This is a genomic window from Pseudomonas sp. GW704-F2 (genome assembly GCF_059423025.1).
In genome coordinates this window covers 101,965-121,740 of record NZ_JBWKXO010000009.1, presented here as the reverse complement: position 1 = coordinate 121,740, position 19,776 = coordinate 101,965, and the positions used below count along the sequence as shown (strand labels likewise).

Sequence of the window (19,776 nt, the reverse complement as noted above, 5' to 3'; positions counted from 1 at the left end):
GTCGGAGCGCAGCGACGCAGTTTTGCATTGTTAGTCTGAAGTCCCTGCCGTCGTCAATTTCATTGCGCGTCTGCGCATCGATTCGCCCTTCAGTTCGATCCGATAAGCGTTATGCACCAGCCGGTCGAGGATCGCATCGCCCAAGGTCGGATCGCCGATCAGCGCATGCCATTTGTCCACCGGCATCTGGCTGGTCACCAGCGTCGAGCGGTTGCCGTATCGGTCGTCCAGCAGTTCGAGCATGTCGCGGCGTTGCACAGCGGTAAACGGTGCCAGGCCCCAGTCGTCCAGGATCAGCAAGTCGGTCTTGGCATAACCCACCATCAGTTTGGCGAAGCGGCCATCGCCGTGGGCCAGGCCCAGTTCTTCCATCAAGCGCGGCAGCCGCAGATAGCGCACGCTGTAACCGTCGCGGCAGGCCTTGTGCGCCAGCGCGCAGGCGAGCCAGGTTTTGCCTACGCCCGTCGGCCCGCCGATGATCAGGTTCAGGCCATCGCGCAGCCACTGGCCGCTACCCAGTTGCAGGATCAGCGCCTTGTCCAGGCCACGAGGGCTGCGGTAATCGATGTCTTCCAGGCAGGCGTTATGGCGCAGTCGGGCGGCTTTGAGGCGAGTCGTCAGGCGGGCGTCTTCGCGCTCGGTCAGCTCGCGGTCGACCATCAGGCCGAGGCGTTCGTCGAAGCTGAGATCGTTGATGTCGGGCGTTGCGTGTTGCTCGCTGAGCGCTTTGATCATGCCGTGCAGGCGCAAGGTTTGCAGCTTGTCCAAGGTCGGGTTCGGTAGCATTTTTATCCTCCTTTTTCAGGTCAGTGGTAGTAGCCGGGGCCACGCAGGTTGATGTGCTCGTCGGGCAGCAGCGGCAGGTTTTGCTGAGCCAGCGGCAGGCGTTCCAGCCCTTGGCGCAGGATCGATTCCAGGCTCTTGTAACTGCATGCGCCCAGTGCCAGCGCACGCTGGCACGCGGCTTCCAGCCGCGCTTCGCCGTGCTGTTTGCTCAGGCGCAGGATCCCCAGGCAGGCGCGGAAGCCGTGTTGCGGATGGATTCGGCGTTCGAGGATGTAGGCGATAACGCCAGCCGTGTTCGGCCCGGTTTGCTCTGCCCAGCGGATCAGCCGTTGCGGTGTCCATTCGGCGTGCTCGCGGTGACTTTTGGGCATGTGCTCGGTGTGGGTAGTGTGGCGGCCTTTGTGCGGCGAGCGCAGGTGGCATCGGCCTTTGATCGCTGGGAACTGTTGGTGCTGGCGGAAACAGGCATCGCTCCAGCTCGGCGTCCGACAATGATGTCGGCCAAGTCAGCCCGCAAGCGTTGAAACGGTGCAGGTAATTGCCGGCACTGCCGCTGCTGATGCGCAGGCTGGCGGCGATCTTGCGCACGGACAGGCCGGCGTCGAACTTTAGGCGTAGTACCTCTCGGATTTTACGCATGGATATACGCTCCACGACGACCTCTTCGCTTCGATAAAAGAGGCCGATGGTAGTGAATAGTCCTGCGTTGCCGCCTGCCTGAGCGTGGGTCGGATCAGTGAGAAATCACTGTCCAAGTGCTCGTGGAGTCAGTGTCCAAGTGGCCGTGGAATGAGTGTCCAAGTCAGCGTGGAATCGCTGTCCAAGTGTTCGTGGAATGGGTGTCCAAATGCGCGTGGAATCCGCACCGACACTTTTCGGCAGTTGTTAATGCCTTGCGCTGTTCGACCCGACTCAGTACATCCAGCAGATCGTGGCGATTAATATCATAGATCGACCGCCCACCAAGGAATGGCAGGATATCTTTACTGAAGGTTCTTAAGATTTGCGAGAGTGTGCTCTGACGGCCTTCCTTCAGGCTCAGACTGCGGAATTCGACCCACTGATTGAACACCGCTTCGAAGGTATGCTCTGCCGCGCTACGAACAGCACGGCGTTGCTGTTTACGGTGCTCATAGGGATTGATGCCCTGGGCAACCAAGGCACGCGCTTCATCACGACGGGTACGCGCTTCTTTGAGGCTGATTTGCGGGTAACAACCTAAGGACATGCGCTTCTGCTTGCCCGTCCAGTAGTATCGGAAAAGCCAGACCTTTCCACCGCTAGCCGAAACATTGAGTGCGAGACCATCACTGTCACCGAGGGTGTAGTCATTACCGCTGATTCGGGCGTGTCGAACTGCCATTTCTGAGAGTGCCATCGCGAGCTCCTGAACAGAGTCAGGGCCAGATGCTCATCTCGATACGCTAACTGCTCCAGCAACAAACCGATTCCGTACGCGTCAGAATCCTGGACTTAATCCTGGACTTAAACGCACCGGATAGTGCTGGATTTCAGTGGTTCCCGCCGGAACGAAAAAAGGACCCGAAGGTCCTTGTTTCGATCGCTGACAGAATTCAGTGGAACTCTGTAGCGCTATGTTTGGAGCGGGAAACGAGACTCGTATCTGGCGTCCGACCCATTGAAATATAAGGGGTTTCTTTTCTTGCCGGAGCAGGAAAAGACTTAATTTTGGACTTGTTTTTAAAGTACTTCAACGGTCAAAAAGGGGTTTATTCCAAGCTGCGCTACTGGATTACATCCGTAGCCAATTGGACGAACGCGCGCCGCCGTTACGAACGGTGAGCCTACCAGAACGGTAAATAACATGATGCAACGCCTGACCGCGCCCAACCTCAATACATTCCCAAAACCAGTGGGCGCGGCTCGTGTTCGATGAGTACACAGAACTTTATGGCGCTGCGCTGGCTCAACGATTGAGGAATTGAGCGGCTAGGGTGATGATGAAACTCGGAACCCACCGAACCAAACAAGAACCTGCTGCTCCATCCGCGCCTTCTGCCACCCCCGGCACGAAACGCAACCCGTTCGGCCTAGCCTAGGCCTAGAACTGTGCTCTCCTGTTTTCGAAGGCTGACGAGGCCCACATCAAGCGGTACAGCTGCATTTTGCTCGGGAACTCTTGATAGTAAACCATGCCAACGCAGGTCAAGGCCGGTTGCATGATATACAAGTCGCGATCACACAAGTCCGGCTTTTGTTCGGCAAGACGGTCTAACGTCAATTACTCAAAGCCGATCTGGCGATTGCAGACTTGACGTCGATAATAAGTCTAGGAAGAACAAAACACTCAGCGCGATTGGTCGATCCGGGTGAGCCCTGCCAATTTTATTTACAACGAGAGTTGCCGTAGTAATGTAAAGGCCTGCTTCATTTGGTCTTCACTGACGACAAACGCCCGCAGCTGCCCTGCCATGTCCAGCCCTTTGGCTACCAGCCCCTGTGCCTCAAGGTTGATCTGCCATTGCAAGTCCTTCCGGTTGGTTTCTCCGGCCAGGTGCAGCGGCATTTCCGGGGTCTTGATCTTCACCAGCATCGCCGGGAACTTCACTTGCTCATCGCCACCCAGCACATTACTCGCCAGGGTCATGGCGCTTAACTGAATGGGTTGTAGAAACGGCAGCAGCTTGCCCTGGATTTGCGCGCAATCGCCAACGGCAAATATGTGTGGGTCAGAGGTGCACATGCGTTCATCAACTTCAATGCCACGATCAACCCGTAGGCCAGCCTGCGCCGCTAACGTCGTATCAGGTTTCAATCCGATTGAGGCAATGATCACATCGGTGGTGATTTGCCGGCCATTGGACAAAGTCGCCAACAGGCTATCGTCTCTCTTTTCAATGGATTCCAAAGCCTGGTTGAACACCATTTCCACCCCCATCTGGCATAACCGATGCTGCAAGCGGCTACTCACCTCAACAGGCAGCAACGATGCCAGCAGGCTGCAGGACTTATCCATCAGTACCACTTGCTTTCCGGCACGATTGACATCCATTGCCAGTTCACTGCCAATCAAGCCGGCTCCCAGAATCAGTACGCGCTCTGCCGCTCTCAGAGCGTGTTGTGCATGACGGTATTCTTGCTGACTATTCAAAGTCACCATCCACTCCCGTCCGGGAATTGGCGGAACGATGGCTTGCGCACCCGTGGCAAGAATCAGTTTGTCGTAGCTGAACGCCTCACTGCCGGCGCTGACACGCTTGTTTTCACGATCAATTGCAGTCAGCTGGCAACCAGCATTCAGGGTTAACCGATACATCTCGGCAAACTCCGCCGCAGACTGACGAGTCATGTCGTCCGCTGTCTGATTGAGACTGATGACGTGACTCAGGTCGGGCTTGTTGTACTCATCGCAACTGTCTGCAGCAATCAGCCGAATGGGCACCGCTGCATCGAGCCTGCGCAAGTTCTTGACCACCTGACGAGCAGCGAAGCCGGAGCCCACAATGACGATTTCCTTGTTCATTTCGCCTCCGAAGCAAGCTCATCGAATACCGATTTACCCAGTGAACATTCCGGGCACAGGAAGTAATCAGGCACATCACACCAGGCCGTATCGGCCTGCACATCCTGCATTGGTTCCCCGATCGCCGGGTCGTAAATCCATTGGCAGACACTGCACTGCATGCGCGGGCCGTTGTCCGCGATTGGTTCTGCCTGGGCAGTTGTGGCTGCGGCAGATCGTGCGACTTGTGCTTGCGTCGATGGTTGCAGCGCCCATTGCCGAGCGATTTCACGGCCATGAGCTCGGCAAACCTCAAGCGAGTCACCGTCTGGCCGCCACTTGGCTTTGAGCGTCAATGTGGTTTCAAAACCAGCGTCCATCAAGCGTGTCTGAATGCGGTCTACCGCCCCACCATTCCAGCCGTAACTGCCAAACGCCGAAGCCTTTTTGTTACGAAAACGCAGCCCGGTTATTTCCTCCAGCAGGGCGGCGACTTTCGGCATCATGACGTTGTTCATGGTGGACGAGCCCACCAGAACACCTTTTGAGCGGAACACGTTGGTCAGAATCTCATTCTTGTCGTGGCGCGAGACGTTGAAAATCTTCACCGCCACACCCGGATCAACTTCGTGAATGCCTTGTGCGATGGCATCGGCCATCATGCGGGTGTTATTCGACATGGTGTCGTAGAACAATGTGATGCGGTCCTCCTGATAGTCCGCCGCCCATTCCAGATAGCGGTGCACAATCTGCGTCGGATTATCACGCCACACCACGCCATGAGCGGTGGCAATCATATCGACCGGCAGATTGAAACCGAGGATCTCGGTAATCTTAGGAATGACCAGACGACTGAATGGCGTGAGGATATTGGCGTAGTAACGTTGGCACTGATCGAACAGTTCGTTTTGATCCACTTCATCATTAAACAGGTGTTCGTCGCAGTAATGTTGGCCAAAGGCGTCGTTACTGAACAGTACGGCATCGCCGGTTATGTACGTCATCATGCTGTCTGGCCAATGCAGCATCGGAGTTTCCACGAAAACCAGCTGTTTGCCATTGCCGACATTTAGGGTATCGCCGGTATGTACGACGTGGAAATCCCACTCTGGATGATGGTGATGACCGTTGATCGAGTCCACGCCATTGGCGGTGCAATAGATCGGCGTATTCGGGATCAGCGACATCAGTTCTGTCAGCGCCCCTGCATGGTCCTCTTCGGCATGATTGATGACGATATAGTCCAGCGTGTTCAGGTCGATTTCCATCGCCAGGTTCTGTATGAACTCCCGGCTGAACCTGTGATCAACCGTATCAATCAGCACGGTCTTTTCTTCACGGATCAGATAGCTGTTGTAACTGCTACCTTTGTGGCATTTGTATTCTGTGCCATGAAAGTCCCGCACTTCCCAATCGCGCTGACCGACCCAATGGATGTTGTTCTTGACGAGAATTGACATAACCTACCTCGGTAAAAAATGATTTCTACACCGAAGATGGCAATGTTCGTGCCAGATAATAAGACATTGATTTTAAACGACAAATAAAAAAATATTGTCAATATGACATTACCCGTTTACTGTCTTTATGACTAATCATTGTCAAAGTGACAAAACATGAGTCTGTCCGTTGAATCCTTGGCGCGCATCGCTATTCAGTTGCAAAGCGGCATTTCCCATCAGGATCGCTTTCAACGTCTAATCAATACCTTGCGCCAATTGCTGGGTTGCGACGCTTCTGCCTTGTTGCGTTATGAACAGCGACAGTTCCGTCCGCTGGCGATTGACGGCCTGGCACCGGATGTTCTGGGGCGTCGCTTCAGCCTTGATGCACATCCGCGACTGGAAGCCATCGCTCGCGCCGGTGACGTGGTGCGCTTTCCGGCAGAGAGTCATTTGCCTGATCCCTATGACGGACTGATACCGAACCGGCAGGACCTCAAAGTGCATGCCTGCATCGGATTGCCGTTGTTCGCGGACCAGACACTGATTGGTGCGTTGACGATCGATGGCATGGACCCGGCACAGTTTGATCACTTCAGCGACGAAGAGCTGCGACTTGTGGGAGCCCTCGCTTCTGCTGCCTTGGCCAATGCATTGCTGGTGGAGCAACTGGAAAGTCAGACAATTACGCCTCTCTCCATCAGCAATATCCCGGCGGGCAAACCCGGCACCGAAATGGTCGGGCTCAGCGAAGTCATGCGACAGTTGAAGAGAGAGATCGAAATGGTGGCAGGTTCCGACCTGAACGTCTTGATCACTGGAGAAACCGGAGTCGGCAAAGAACTGGTCGCCAAGGCCATACATGAAGGTTCATCGCGCGCCGGTCAGTCTGTGGTTTATCTGAACTGCGCTGCGCTACCGGAATCAGTGGCTGAAAGTGAGTTGTTCGGCCATGTCAAAGGGGCTTTTACCGGTGCAATCCATCATCGCACCGGCAAGTTCGAAATGGCTGATAACGGCACACTGTTTCTCGACGAAATCGGTGAACTGTCATTGAATCTGCAAGCAAAACTGTTGCGGGTACTGCAATACGGCGACCTGCAACGGGTTGGTGACGATAACGTCTTGCGGGTCAACGTACGGGTGCTTGCCGCGACCAATCGTGATCTGAAGCAGGAGGTGTTGAACAATCGGTTCCGTGCAGACCTGTTCCACCGTTTAAGCGTATTCCCTGTGCATGTACCACCACTGCGTGAGCGTGATCAGGACATCACGTTGCTAGCGGGTTTTTTCTGCGAGCAGAGCCGGGAACGCATGGGATTGAAACGGGTGGCTTTGGCTGCCAACTGTCTGTCGTTGCTCAAGCAGTACACGTGGCCAGGAAACGTTCGCGAACTGGAGCACGCTGTTTATCGGGCGACGATCATTGCTCGCGCGACCCAGCAAAGTGACGAGCTGCTGCTTGAAGCACAGCATTTCAATCAAGTACCCGAGCAGATGGTAGCGCCGCCTGTTGCTCTGGATGTATCTTTCCTCGGCGTTGAACAGGGCCTGCGGGATGCGACGGATGACTTCCAGCGTCAGCTGATTGATAACACGCTGAATAATTGCGCAAGGAAATGGTCTGCCTGTGCTCGAATGCTGGATATGGACGTAGCTAACCTGCACCGACTGGCGAAGCGGCTTGGTTTGAAATAACACTCACGGCCGATCAGGGCTCAATTCAACCAGAACCAAGCATTGATCGACTGGCCGATTGCAGTCAGTCAAGGCCGTCGGTCCCGCCGCCAAGCCATCCAGCATTAAAGGACTGTCTGGAGATCATGGGATCTCGGGGGGCAGGCAGGCTCCCAAAGCTTGGGAAGACGGTTTTTGAATCCGCAGGGGTAGAGAAGAAAACCCGCTAGCAGGGAAAAACGCGTTCACTGGTTCCTTATCCATCGCTAGTGCAATCCGACTGGTGCGGCCCAGCAGCTCTTCCATCACGATCCGTAGTTCCAGTCTTGCAAGCGGTGCACCGGGGCAGACATGAATGCCGGCACCATAGAGCAGGTTCAGCTCGGGATCGCGATCGAGGCGCATTTCATCGGGATCTCCAAAAACCGCTTCGTCCCGATTGGCCGACGCCCAGTTGAGGGCGATACGCGCCCCCTTTGCCTGCGTGCGCCCGCCCAGCATGACCTGTTTCGTAGTCACCCGACGGTTCATAATCAGCGGTGCATGAATACGCAGTATTTCATCGATGGCGGCAGGTAGCAGAGCGGGTTGTTCGCGTAATTGCTGCTGCCATTCGGAGTTGATGGCCAAATAATGCGCGAGAATGCCGACTGAAGCGGAAATGGTTCCGAGTTCGCCGACCGTCCAGTTGCGTAAAATGCTGACGATTTCATCGTCTGTCAGAGTCCTTCCCAAGGACTGATCGCGTAGCAAGATGGTCGTGATGTCATTCGGCGCAGCAGCGCCGGCCGTACGGCGCACCTCCAGCAAATCCTTGATATAACCGTCAAACTCGAGGGCCACGGCGGCCAGGTCAGCGTCGTCTCTGGCCAGCGTGGCCGCGTGATTCTTCAGTGTCCACAGGCGCAGCGGTTCATGAAGATCAGCCGGCCAGCCCAGCCAGGCACACTGGATCCGCAACGCAAAGATTTGAGCAAATTCCCCTATCAGTTCCGAAGGGCCTTCATCCGGTAACGCCCGCACCAAACGAACAGCTATATCCCGGCACACCGGGGCAAAAGCATCCATATGCTCCGGGCTGAAATAAGGCTCGATGAGGTTCCGGTACACCGTATGCTCGGGCGGATCCATGCCATTGGGAACAGAGGGAAAACGCGAGACCGCATTACTGAAGGATTCATGATCCTTAAGTACGCGCAGCACATCCTCATGCCTGAACAAGGACGTATAGCCATATTGACTGTATGCGACCGGGCAACGGCGGCGCATGTCGTCGTAGGCTGTCGTCTGATCCTTTAACACAGCTTCTGACCTCGGATCCCAATCAGGTAGTGATTTCTCGTCCATCGTTTACTCCATAAACCCGTCCAAGTGAATCTGGAAAAGGTAGCAAGGTTAGTCGAGCTAGCCGCACTCGGTCGGGACATGTCCGAAAAGCCCGCTAGACTGAAACCATGCACGACGTCCATTACGTCGGCATCATCCGGGTGAAGTCTGCACGGGCTTGTAGGGAAAATCGGGTCACTAGCTGGCCAGGGAGACGTGATGAGTAAGCTTCAGCACAGGTTAAACTCGCAGGGTAGCACTGCGTTGTGGGTGGTGTTCTGGCTCTACGGCGTAGTGCTCAGCAATGTACTATTTGGCCTGATCCTGGTCGCCTTCAACAAGGTTGCCCCCTCCCTGTTTGGTCTGATGCTGCTGGGTTTCGTGGCCTACGCCGCTTGCATGCTCAATGCTGTATGGCGCAATGCGGATAATGTCCGTGACCCCCTCTACGGTCAGATCGCTCGTTTCCTCACAGTGGCGTGGTCGATCAACGCGGTATTGGTTTCGGGTTTTCTCTTCCTAGGTCATCTTAATGCCATTGCCTACCCCCTGCTGCTCCCTTTTTAACCCCAAATGACCAGGGCCCTCAATCCTACGGGAGGAATAGGGTGGCAGGTGGGTGGTGATACGATTGACTCCGAGCTCCTCATCGTCAGAACATCAATCATTTCAGCAAAGCCATACCTCAATGATGTTTTCTTTCTTTCGAGAAGCTATTTTAATTCAATCACCGCGGATATAGTGCCGAGCGTACACAGGGCTTTGCTGACGTCCAGCATACCCTCCACGCCCTATTTTAATTCAATATATTTTAGCGACTTACACAACACAACTTAAAGGAAGAGCCATGAAGATAAATAATCAGCGCTCAACCCCGGGAGTTGCGAACACGACACACTTAGCAAGCATCAGTTAATTATCCACGGGCGGCAATTAACCACACGGGACCGGCCAACGACCACCCTTCGGTCGGCCTTGACCCCTTTGTATTTGGCATCGAAGGCATGAAGCTTTTCCACGGGAATGCCGATCAGCAAAATCGGCTCATGGTGCTCCAGCACGTAGGCATCCTGGATGACGCCGTGGGTATCGAGGATGACCTGCATGTTGATCGGTTGCCCGAGTAAGCCGGAATATCTACCACGTTCTGACTCTGAAACACGTAACCGAGCACCTCTTTGCCGGTGCGCATGGTGCGAACCTTAAACTCGCCGTCAGGCTCGGAAAGTCCATCGCTACCGGGAAATATGGTTTCTACACGCTGCTGCTCGAACCCGCCATAGTCCTTCGCCTGTAATCCGAAAAAACCATCGAACACCAAGCACAACAAAATAATCAGCCCATAGTGAAATGGCCGCCGGACACCGGGCATTGGGAGTTTGGAAGCACGCATGGGTTCGCTGAGCGATCGACCTCTGAAAAAACACCCGTCGAGTAACGGTTATGCTCAATCGCTCTTAACTGAATTATGTGATCAACACTCCCCCTTACTCACGAAAATAGCAATCATATTCTATAAACGGGTCAAGCCAATTATCAGCACCCGTGGTTCAATATTTATTTAAGAGATTATCCAGTAGATAAATAGTCATCTTCCAACAGGTCGATATATTTTTCGTCATTGCACGAAAACCTCTCCTGACAGGTATTCATGCCTGATTTTATCGCCTTTCGTCTAAAATACAGATTTGAATAAATTATTTATTGACCATGACCGAAATTTCCGCGCCAACCCCCCGATGTTCATTGTCATAGTTAGCACTTTTGGTATTGTTGGACCGAGGCAATATTCAAGTTGCAGCAACTTACATATCCGAACCGCGCCCACACTAATGGACTCTGGATCAGATAACGTTTTCATAACTATGGCGACCATGCATCGTCCGAAGAATTTGAACAGGCTTTTTTGCGTTTGCAAGAACTCAGTCAGGACCAGCGATGCGATCCTATGTGGGAGGCCGTCTGGTGGCGTTGTCATCGCAGAATCGTAGCGGACTACCCTCTCTTTGATTACTAGCTTTTTCCAAGGCAAGAGCTCGGCTTTGAAGGCAGACTGATTCGGCACCCGACAACTCTGGAATCTCGGTAGCCGCCATGATTGCAGTTCTACTGCTGCTCCCTTGTTGCCCGCGCCGATGCGTCGCACCTTCTCAGGAGGTGGATTGTCTATTAGCGGCGCTTCACCGTCTGTCCCGTAAGCTGGCGCCGAATAAGCCACCAGTCGAGAAGTCATATTGACTATTGTTTTGTCATTATGACCCTTTCCGGACTAGGTCGTAATGACCATTCAAATACTTAACTAATTGATATTGTTGAATAAAATTCTTGGCCCGTTTTGTGTATTGAGTATTGAACTTAACGCAAACCCCAAAGGGACAATGTCATGACTCGTTCAATCGCGCTCAGTTTTACCCTGTGTACTCTACTGTCTCCGCTATGCCTGGCAGACCAGATAATCCGTGAAGTCCCCGACACAACTGCCGGCAAGGGTTTCGGCGCCTTGACCGGAATGATGGTTGGCGCGGTAGGGGGGCCGATTGGTGCATTAGTCGGCGCAGCTGGCGGTTTTTTCGCAGGCAGTGCGGTGCAAACAGGGATTGGTAAATCTGAAACCGCTTATCAAGTAAAAAACACACAAGGTGAGACTAGTACAGTGCGCTCACCCAATGCCAGATTTGAAGTCGGGCAGCAGGTCACGCGTAAAGGTGCGCGACTGGTGGCAGTTGAGGAGTAAGAAGCCGGAACAGTTTCATGCGACTAATAGCCCCCCCTTTTTAGGCCCGCTTGTGGGCCTTTTTAAGTCGTTTTTGATATCTATCATTAACGATTCGATGTTTGATCAGATTCCTAAATGGATTCCCACCGTTCGGACTTTTTCGAGCTGCGCCGCCCTTGATTACTCGATCGACTCTATCTAGATCGGAAATTTGAATCCCGGATCATGAAAAGAGACGAAATACCGATCTCAAAATATCATGAAGCCATCGAGCTTACGGTTGACCATGACTGAATGCCATGCGCCTCCGCCCTCAATAGAGATATGCTGATCATTTGCTTCACCTGATTATTTCAATTTCTTCTATGTATCCGTCACTACGACTTGTTAAAATTTCATAGAATTTCTTGACAGCCATGCAAAGCCTACTACCCTCAAGATCATTCATTCTCACAACTTGAACCACCACACTCAAATATGCAGCGCTTGGTATCGTTAATAATACCCAACCGGCAGAGCGCTTTTCCAAGAACTTTCCAACTGCACTTTCTACTCGGGATGCAGCCGTGCAAAAAGCTTTGAAGATAGTCAGCTATGCCGTGCTCGTGCTGATGGCCAGCGCGGTCGTTTATGCCAGCGTTATCGGCATCACCTATTGGACGGGTATCGGCGTCTAGGGAGTTCGCAATGAACAAACGCCAGACACGCTCGTTCGCGCTGATATCGACGGCCATCGCCGCCATTGTGTTTCTTGGCATGACGGTTGATAGTCACCGGCAGTTTCCAAAATTGACCAACGCTCAACAGATCACGCCAGAAGTCACTCGCGGCAAGGATGTATGGCATGAATACAATTGCATCAATTGCCATACGTTGTTTGGTGAAGGCGCGTATTACGCTCCGGACCTTACGAAAATCACCCAGCAGCGCGGCACCCCCTATCTCACCGCGTTCCTCAAAGACCCCTCAAAGTTTTATGACGAGCAACGTCATCGCCGGTTGATGCCGAACCTAAAACTCAACGACGAAGAAATCGCGGCGTTGATCGCCTTTATGGATTGGGTGAGCAAGGTCGACAATCAAGGCTGGCCGCCGCGGCCGATCCTGGTGACCGGCACGTCGATTCCCGGCATGGACCTCACCGTTGCGCAACAGAATGTCGCCGGTGGCAACCAGCCACCCGCCGCACGCCCGGTGTCCGACAAGGAAGACCCGATCGCCCTGGGCGAGGCGCTGTTTCGAACCACGGCCACACCGGTGTGCAGCGCTTGTCATTCGATTGCACCGGGAGTCAATCTCGCCGGACCGACACTGGCCGGGTTGGCTGCTCGGGCCAAACAGGTCATTGCCTCGCCTGACTACAAGGGCAAGGCCAAGGACGTCGAAGGCTTCATCCGCGAATCCATCGTCACGCCAAGCGCGTACCTGCATCCGGGCGACATGTATTCCGCCAATGGCATGTCTTTCATGCCGGACACCTTCGCCAAATCGCTAACGCCCGAACAGATCGATCAACTGGTCGCCTATCTGGCGTCGTTCCAGTAATCAAAGGGGATGACCATGCGTTACAGATCTCAATCCGTCGCTTACTGGTACTTCGCCGTCGCCATGGCGCTATTCGGTCTGCAACTGGTATTCGGCTTGCTCTCGGCGGCTAAATACCTCGGACCGGATCCCCTGCTGGACGTGTTGCCCTTTGATGTCACCAAGGCGATACACACCAATCTGTTGATCGTCTGGGTGCTGACCGGGTTCATGGGGGCAACCTACTGGATGGTGCCGGACGAGTCCCGTGGCGAGTTGCACAGCACCAAACTGGCGTATATCCAGCTCGGGTTGTGGACGGCCATGGGCGTCACCGCCGTGCTGGGCTATCTGTTCGGTTATGGCACCGGGAACAAATTGCTCGAACAACCGCTGCCGCACAAGATCGTGATCGTGATCTGCATGCTGATGTTTCTCTACAACATCGGCATGACCATCAAGAAAGCCGGGCGCTTCACTGCCACCGAAGGCGTTCTTTTGTTGGGGCTGGCCAGTGCCGCCGTGCTTTATCTGCCGGCGCTGCTGCACTATGAAAACTACGTGGTATCGATCTACTACCGCTGGTGGACGATTCACCTGTGGGTCGAAGGTGTCTGGGAAATGATCCAGGGCGGCTTTCTGGCCTATCTGCTGATCAGACTGTCCGGTGCTGATCGCGAGGTCATGGAGAAGTGGCTGTACGTGATTGTCGGCCTGGTGTTCATTGCCGGTATCCTTGGCACCGCCCACCATTATTACTGGATCGGCGTCCCCCATTACTGGCTTCCATTGGGCGGTTTCTTCAGTGCACTTGAGCCTATGGCGCTGGTCGGTATGGCGATCTACGCTTACAACGCAATGCGCCGCTCCGGCCTCTCTCATCCCAATAAACTGGCCTTGCACTGGACCATGGGCAGCGCCCTGTTCACCATGTTTGGCGCTGGCCTCCTCGGTCTGGCTCATACCTTCCCCGACGTCAACAAATGGACCCATGGCACCCTGATTACCGCAATGCACGGCCATGCGGCCTTCTATGGGGCCTATGCCATGATAGTCCTGGCGATGATCACCTACGCACTTCCAGGCATGACCCGTCGTCCCGTGGAAGAAAGCAGTATCGGTTATTGGGCATTTTGGCTGCAGTTGGGAGGGATGTTCGGCATGACCCTGTCATTTGCCACTGCGGGCATTGCTCAGGTGTACCTGGAACGCATTCTTGGCATGGGCTATCTGGATGTGCAGTTGAAGATTCAGGTGCATTTCCTGATGCTGGTGGCGACGGCGTCGATGTTCAGCCTGGGTGTCGGGCTGTTTATCTTCGATTTTTTCCGCCATGCGCCGCAATTCAATGTCGATGAATCCGATCCGGTTCTGGTGCCTCGTGCGTCGGGCGCAGCGTTGTGATTGATCGTTCACGAATGCAGCAGAACCTGTCGGCCGCAGAACCCGCATCGCCGCAAGCTGAACCCTATTACCAGCCCAGCGGCGACGAGGTGGCGATCTTCGATCAATGCCATGCACAGCAGCTGGCTGTCATGCTCAAAGGACCCACCGGGTGTGGCAAGACCCGTTTTGTCGAACACATGGCCTGGCGTCTCAAGCGCCCGCTGATCACTATTTCCTGCCATGACGACTTGAGTGCCAGCGACCTGGTCGGGCGTTTCCTGATCGGTCACCAAGGTACCCATTGGACGGAAGGCCCGCTGACCCGGGCGGTGCGCGAAGGCGCTATCTGTTACTTGGATGAGGTGGTCGAAGCGCGGCAAGACACCATTGTCGTCCTGCACCCGCTGACCGACCACCGACGCATTCTGCCCCTGGACAAAATTGGCGAAATCGTTGAAGCCTCGCCACACTTTCAATTGGTGGTGTCCTACAACCCCGGCTACCAACGAATACTCAAGGATTTGAAGCCGAGCACTCGACAGCGCTTTGTGGCGCTGGATTTCGATTTCCCGCCGGCCGAGCGCGAAATCGCCATTGTCATCCATGAAGGTGGAACCGACTACGCCATCGCCCACGCGCTGGTCACCCTCGCCCAGCGACTACGCGCCCTGCAGGACCGGGGCCTGGCGGAAGTCCCCAGTACCCGTCTGTTGATTGCCACTGCGCGACTGATTACCAGCGGCATTGCTGCGCCCATCGCCTGTCGGGTCGCATTGATCTCGCCGCTGTCCGACGACGCGGTACTGGTCGCTGCCATGCGCGACCTCGTCGACCTGACATTTATCTAAATGGCCGAAGCCGAGGACCTCATTACCGATGTTGCACGCCACGCGACGGTGTATGCACAGGCGTTGTGGCGTCGTCACCGCCCCCCCTCGGAAACTGAAAAAATCGTCACCCTCGGGGATGTCGCACAACACCTCGACTTGCTGATCAAGGCAGTGTTCAACACCCACTATTCGCTGCGCGTCGCGCAACCGCCCTCGCCCCCTACGCTGCTGAAGAAGCTTTTTGTGCGTCACGAAAAGCCGTGTCAGCAAAGCGCCGTCCCAGCGACCGATGGCGTGACTATATGGCTACCGCAGGATTTGGGAAGCAGCGAGAATCCGCTCACCCTGGAGTGCTATAGAGCCCTGGCCTTGCAACAGGCGATGCGCGCCCAACGAGGCAGCGCCAATGCCCTGTCAGCCCTCGACAACCCGATGCAGCGCAGCGTCTATCTACTTCTCGAAGCTTGGGCGGCTGATGCGGATTTGATACGCCTGTTGCCGGGATTGGCGCCCTCGATCCATGACTTGCGCCAGCATGCCCTGGCGACCCGCCCACCGCTTCACGCCTTTCCCAGCCAGCGACACCCCCTGGAAAACTTCCTGCGTTTACTGCTGAACAGTGAATGCGGCGCGCCTCTGGAAGAGTTGGCGCCCCCCACCCACACCGCCGATTCGCTGCAACTGTCAGAAGCACTCGCGCAACGTCTCCTCCTCTGCGAAGAATCTCACGGGCTCGGCGCAGACAGGCTTCTCCTTGATGCCTGGACCGGCGACCTGCGCGAACCGTCGGCCGGTGAGGAAGTGTCGCCCTCGCCCGGTGAAATCGACACCGACGATGCCCTGCCACGCAGTGCCCGCCTCACACGTCAGCCCACTGCGCGCGAGGCCTGTGCCGATGAGGACGATCAGGAACAAGGCCTATGGATGGTGCAACCCGCCGAACCGCTGGAAAAAGCCGAAGACCCCATGGGCATGCAGCGCCCGACCGACCGGGATACCGATACCCCTGCGGCTGATTTCGCTGAGTCTTTGTCCGAACTCAACGAAGCCCGGCTGGTGGTGACGGCAGGTCGCCCGAAAGAAGTGCTGCTGTCCCTCGACCCGCCACGGACCCGATTTCAGCACCGTGCACAGGACCTCGCAACCCACACGATCAGCTATCCCGAGTGGGATTATCACCACCAGGTGTACCGTGATCCGGGGGCGACCCTGCAACTGAGTCCTGTTCGGGAAGGTCCGCAGCAATGGGTTGAGCGAACCCTTGATGCTCATCGTCCGGTGCTGGATGCCATCCGTCGGCAATTCGAAAGTCTGCGGGCCCAACGCGTCAGGCTACGCAAACAATGGGACGGCGACGAAATCGATCTGGAAGCGTATATCGACGCTTGCGCCGAGGCCCGCGCTGGCCTGAGCATGCCGCAAGCGGTGTATCTGACCCAGCGTCGTGGCCGTCGCAACATGGCGATCATGTTGCTGATCGACGTCAGCGGCTCCACCGACAGCTGGCTGTCCTGCCATCGTCGGGTCATTGATGTCGAGCGCGAAGCGTTGCTGCTGGTCTGCCTGGCGCTAGAGAGCCTGGGCGAGCCCTATAGTGTGATGGCGTTTTCCGGCGAAGGGCCGCAGCGGGTCACGATCCGAACTCTGAAAACCTTCGATGAGCGTTACAGCCTTGAAGTCGGTCGGCGCATCGCGGCTCTCGAACCGGAACGCTACACCCGGGCCGGCGCCGCCCTGCGCCACGCCAGCACGTTGCTGATGCGCGAAGCTGCCACGCACCGTCTCTTATTGCTGATCTCCGATGGCAAGCCCAACGATGTTGACCAGTATGAAGGCCGCTACGGCGTCGAAGACATGCGTCAGGCCGTAACCGAAGCCAAGCTCCAAGGCATCTATCCCTTCTGTTTGACTATCGATCGCCAGGCGGCGAACTACCTGCCAGCGGTATTCGGCTCGCGGCAATATGCCTTGTTGCACAGACCCGAGTTGCTACCCAGGGTGCTGCTGGACTGGATCAAACGACTGGTATCAGCGTGAACGAGAGACGCCCGCCAAGGTTTTTCATGGCAGGCGGTTTTCGGCTCATGACTGAGTTTCCCGTCAGTGGGGAGATGACTTCATGACTGCGCCTTTCCTGATTCCATTGGTGACGCACACAATAACTTCTAAACCTAATCTTTGAATGCAGGGCAAGCTTTGTCGCGCAGGCCAGGCCGCTCAGTGCTCATATTTCCGACAGCTTTCGAAATCTCACTGCACGGTCGACGCTGTTGACCATTTGGGATGCGGCATGAATCGTCAAAGGGTGCTGGGTAAAACCCGGTCTAGGCCTAATGTAGCCAGCCATTTCCCGGGCGACCGTAAGCTGTTGATCCGTCCCTTGGGCGAGCAACGCGATAACCAGATTTTCCAGAGCAATCACACGAACACGAAGGTGAACCAACTCGGTATTTGATAATTCGGGAAGCTCATGAGTGCCTTGGGTGGGAAAAGCTTTTGATGTGTCTTCAGCGTCCCATCTCGAAAGCGTCATCTGAAGTTGTTGTGCAACAACCGACGATGGGGTCTTGTCTCTAGGCATAAAAGGATTCTCCAAAGAGAAGGCGAATTGTGGAAGCTCAAGCCATCACCAGCCTTTTGATCCACTTCAGCAACACGCCGGGCAACAACTCGGGTCTGGGCAATAAGGCGTATTGACGCGCCAAATACCGCAGGCGGATAGTTTGCTGCTTGCCTGTCGATAGTCAAACAGAAGGAATAGATGCCTTGCAAATCAGCTTCGGTGACTGCCTGGCGCATGTCTTCTACACCATAACGACCCTCATATCGATCGATATCATAGGTTTGCCATCGGAAATCAACAATAGCAGACTATTCCTGCTGGCTTCGCGCATCAGTAAGGTGCTGGCGTGGCGTATGGCGGCCCCTGCCGTCTTCGACCATGATAGTCGGTCCGCCATCCAGCACCCAGGAAAACCAGCGTGGCAATCACCAGATCGGCTTCGAAAAATAACAATAGATCATCTCGGCTAATTGAGCCTAGCGTATACCACCGCCATGCATTTCTCCTTCAGTTAATTCAGATGGCGTGAAAAAAAAAACAGTTGGGTTCAATGGGAGAACTCCTATCAGCAATTGATCACTCCTGTCATTACACCAGCCATTGAATTCAACACCCTGCGCTCGCCTGGATTTTAGCTCCTTAAATAAAAAACAGCTGCAAAATTGGAATTTATACCATACGCCATTGATTACAACCTTTTGAACAACTCCGAACTTTCAGCGCAAAATTCGAAGCGAAATTCGAGTTACGCTAGCATCCAAGCCACTGAATTATAAGCATATTTTTCTGAAAAAGCCCAGATCCTGGATGGTGAATTTGGGCGGCATTTACAATACTAACAAATCGTACCGAACATCGAGTTTCGCTAAAATGTCACATATCTGAACGACCAATTGCAGCGATCACACCATAAATACTTCAGTGAATGCCGCAGTCGATATCTCAGAAAATCCCGACAGAAGTTTTTGAAAATCTCGGAACCTCAACTACACTTTCCACTGCATCCGAAGCTTACCGGCGCGAATGCTGTATTGATTGATAAAAAACGGAACAGATTACTGACAAGCGGTACTAGCAAAGCACACCCAGATGAGGAAATAAAAAATGAAGAAAAAACTTATGCATCTTTTTATCTTCGGCACTTTGCTGAACCTTCAACCAGCCCAAGCCGTTGATGGTGAAGCACTGTTCAAGAGCAAACCCTGCGTAGGCTGCCACATGATCGAAGCGAGACTAGTCGGGCCTAGTTATAAGGAGATCGCAGCTAAATATGCCGGACAAGCTGATGCCTCGGCCACCCTGGTAAAAAGCATCAAGGAAGGTAGCTCCGGAAAATGGGGCGCCGCGCCAATGCCGGCCAACCAAGTAACAGACGAAGAAGCGAAAACGTTGGCGGACTGGATCTTGACGCTCAAATAATTTTTGCTAAAGCAAGGTACCGCAATCCGACCGCCAATAAAATCGCAGAAGTGGGTCCAGCTCTCTTCTGCGAGTCGGTTCGGTAAGTTCCTCAGACAGCCCTACTCAGGGAAGCGGCTCAGTTACAGCGCAGGCGTTTGCTGTAAAAGCGTTAAATCGATGTCTTCAAATCGCAATACTCTGCCGCCCTGCTCGCTGGCCAGCTTGCGCGCGGCGGCCTCCTCGGAAAATGACGCAAGGACCACGCCCATGGAACCTTTGAGCCGGGTCCCGACGACGTAGTAGGCTTGGGTGGCATCAATCAAGTAATGGTCGTCGGGTTTCTCCCAGGCACTTTTACCCATGTCGTGCACATACAGTTTCGCCTCAGTGAGGTGATTCTCTGGCTGAAGCCACCATCCAAGCATTTCTGCGGTGGAACAGAACTTCTTGACTGAACCTTTTGCCACGACTTCACCCTTGGGGCCCGGGAAGTCGGCGATCACCATGCCGCAGACATGACACTCGTCGCTCTGATGGAAAGCCACCGGCGCAAGGGTTTGCTTTTCTTCTGCGCGATCATTACAAGCCGCCAACCCCAAACAGATAATGATGACCAGGGCACGGGTTCCGATCAGGTACAGAGTGTTCATCGCAATAGCCTC

General features: G+C 54.6%; 14 protein-coding genes and 5 pseudogenes. 9 read left to right on the top strand and 10 right to left on the bottom strand.

Annotated features, from left to right (window positions below; genetic code table 11):
- Positions 1 to 30 precede the first annotated feature (30 nt).
- The 5 genes and pseudogenes from istB to norV form a co-directional block, all read right to left on the bottom strand.
- On the bottom strand, positions 31 to 786 hold the full coding sequence (gene istB, locus AC07W0_RS10395) for an IS21-like element ISPsy14 family helper ATPase IstB (RefSeq protein WP_102617425.1): 756 nt from the start codon (positions 784 to 786) through the stop codon (positions 31 to 33).
- Positions 787 to 806: 20 nt separating this feature from the next.
- Positions 807 to 1,205: pseudogene (locus tag AC07W0_RS10390) on the bottom strand (IS21 family transposase); the annotation flags it as partial.
- A gap of 434 nt (positions 1,206 to 1,639) precedes the next feature.
- Positions 1,640 to 2,164 (bottom strand): annotated as a pseudogene (locus AC07W0_RS10385) (tyrosine-type recombinase/integrase); the annotation flags it as partial.
- A 972-nt stretch (positions 2,165 to 3,136) separates the two neighbouring features.
- Entirely contained in the window at positions 3,137 to 4,270 is a 1,134-nt protein-coding gene (norW, locus tag AC07W0_RS10380; RefSeq protein ID WP_025214355.1) for an NADH:flavorubredoxin reductase NorW, read from the bottom strand.
- On the bottom strand, positions 4,267 to 5,709 hold the full coding sequence (norV, locus tag AC07W0_RS10375; protein WP_095021390.1) for an anaerobic nitric oxide reductase flavorubredoxin: 1,443 nt from the start codon (positions 5,707 to 5,709) through the stop codon (positions 4,267 to 4,269). Before norV ends, norW begins: the two co-directional genes overlap by 4 nt.
- A gap of 156 nt (positions 5,710 to 5,865) precedes the next feature.
- Here norV and norR point away from each other — a divergent pair, with 156 nt between their 5' ends.
- Positions 5,866 to 7,389: a nitric oxide reductase transcriptional regulator NorR gene (norR, locus tag AC07W0_RS10370; protein WP_102617426.1), complete on the top strand. Its 1,524-nt coding sequence runs from the start codon at positions 5,866 to 5,868 to the stop codon at positions 7,387 to 7,389.
- A gap of 123 nt (positions 7,390 to 7,512) precedes the next feature.
- Here norR and AC07W0_RS10365 read toward each other — a convergent pair whose 3' ends face one another.
- Positions 7,513 to 8,715: a cytochrome P450 gene (locus tag AC07W0_RS10365; RefSeq protein WP_014338858.1), complete on the bottom strand. Its 1,203-nt coding sequence runs from the start codon at positions 8,713 to 8,715 to the stop codon at positions 7,513 to 7,515.
- A 198-nt stretch (positions 8,716 to 8,913) separates the two neighbouring features.
- Between AC07W0_RS10365 and AC07W0_RS10360 the strand changes: the two genes are divergently transcribed.
- Complete coding sequence (locus AC07W0_RS10360) at positions 8,914 to 9,261, top strand: hypothetical protein (protein WP_102617427.1); 348 nt, start codon at positions 8,914 to 8,916, stop codon at positions 9,259 to 9,261.
- Between the two features lie 377 nt (positions 9,262 to 9,638).
- Here the strand turns inward: AC07W0_RS10360 and AC07W0_RS10355 are convergent.
- Positions 9,639 to 10,066, bottom strand: a pseudogene (locus AC07W0_RS10355) (regulatory protein NosR); the annotation flags it as partial.
- Positions 10,067 to 10,561: 495 nt separating this feature from the next.
- Between AC07W0_RS10355 and AC07W0_RS10350 the strand changes: the two are divergent.
- The 6 genes and pseudogenes from AC07W0_RS10350 to AC07W0_RS10325 form a co-directional block, all read left to right on the top strand.
- Positions 10,562 to 10,711, top strand: a pseudogene (locus tag AC07W0_RS10350) (DUF488 family protein); the annotation flags it as partial.
- A 366-nt stretch (positions 10,712 to 11,077) separates the two neighbouring features.
- A complete protein-coding gene (locus AC07W0_RS10345; RefSeq protein WP_034114485.1) occupies positions 11,078 to 11,428 on the top strand; it encodes a hypothetical protein in 351 nt (116 codons plus the stop codon).
- A gap of 669 nt (positions 11,429 to 12,097) precedes the next feature.
- The gene (locus tag AC07W0_RS10340) at positions 12,098 to 12,955 is read left to right on the top strand and encodes a c-type cytochrome (protein WP_025214367.1); all 858 of its coding nucleotides are present in this window, start codon (positions 12,098 to 12,100) and stop codon (positions 12,953 to 12,955) included.
- 15 nt (positions 12,956 to 12,970) lie between these two features.
- A complete protein-coding gene (locus AC07W0_RS10335; protein WP_102617428.1) occupies positions 12,971 to 14,338 on the top strand; it encodes a cbb3-type cytochrome c oxidase subunit I in 1,368 nt (455 codons plus the stop codon).
- A gap of 14 nt (positions 14,339 to 14,352) precedes the next feature.
- The gene (locus AC07W0_RS10330; protein WP_094989999.1) at positions 14,353 to 15,168 is read left to right on the top strand and encodes a CbbQ/NirQ/NorQ/GpvN family protein; all 816 of its coding nucleotides are present in this window, start codon (positions 14,353 to 14,355) and stop codon (positions 15,166 to 15,168) included.
- Positions 15,169 to 17,187, top strand: coding sequence for a nitric oxide reductase activation protein NorD (locus tag AC07W0_RS10325; RefSeq protein ID WP_102617429.1), 2,019 nt, complete (start codon positions 15,169 to 15,171; stop codon positions 17,185 to 17,187). It begins immediately after the preceding gene.
- Positions 17,188 to 17,374: 187 nt separating this feature from the next.
- On the opposite strand, the gene AC07W0_RS10320 is transcribed toward AC07W0_RS10325, so the two are convergent.
- Positions 17,375 to 17,731, bottom strand: coding sequence for a hypothetical protein (locus AC07W0_RS10320; RefSeq protein ID WP_047296634.1), 357 nt, complete (start codon positions 17,729 to 17,731; stop codon positions 17,375 to 17,377).
- A gap of 37 nt (positions 17,732 to 17,768) precedes the next feature.
- A pseudogene (locus AC07W0_RS10315) lies at positions 17,769 to 18,080 on the bottom strand (nitric oxide reductase activation protein NorD); the annotation flags it as partial.
- Between the two features lie 737 nt (positions 18,081 to 18,817).
- Here AC07W0_RS10315 and AC07W0_RS10310 point away from each other — a divergent pair.
- Positions 18,818 to 19,132: a c-type cytochrome gene (locus AC07W0_RS10310; RefSeq protein ID WP_041475993.1), complete on the top strand. Its 315-nt coding sequence runs from the start codon at positions 18,818 to 18,820 to the stop codon at positions 19,130 to 19,132.
- Positions 19,133 to 19,254: 122 nt separating this feature from the next.
- On the opposite strand, the gene AC07W0_RS10305 is transcribed toward AC07W0_RS10310, so the two are convergent.
- Positions 19,255 to 19,764: a nitrous oxide reductase accessory protein NosL gene (locus AC07W0_RS10305; protein WP_014338851.1), complete on the bottom strand. Its 510-nt coding sequence runs from the start codon at positions 19,762 to 19,764 to the stop codon at positions 19,255 to 19,257.
- Positions 19,765 to 19,776: the final 12 nt, after the last annotated feature.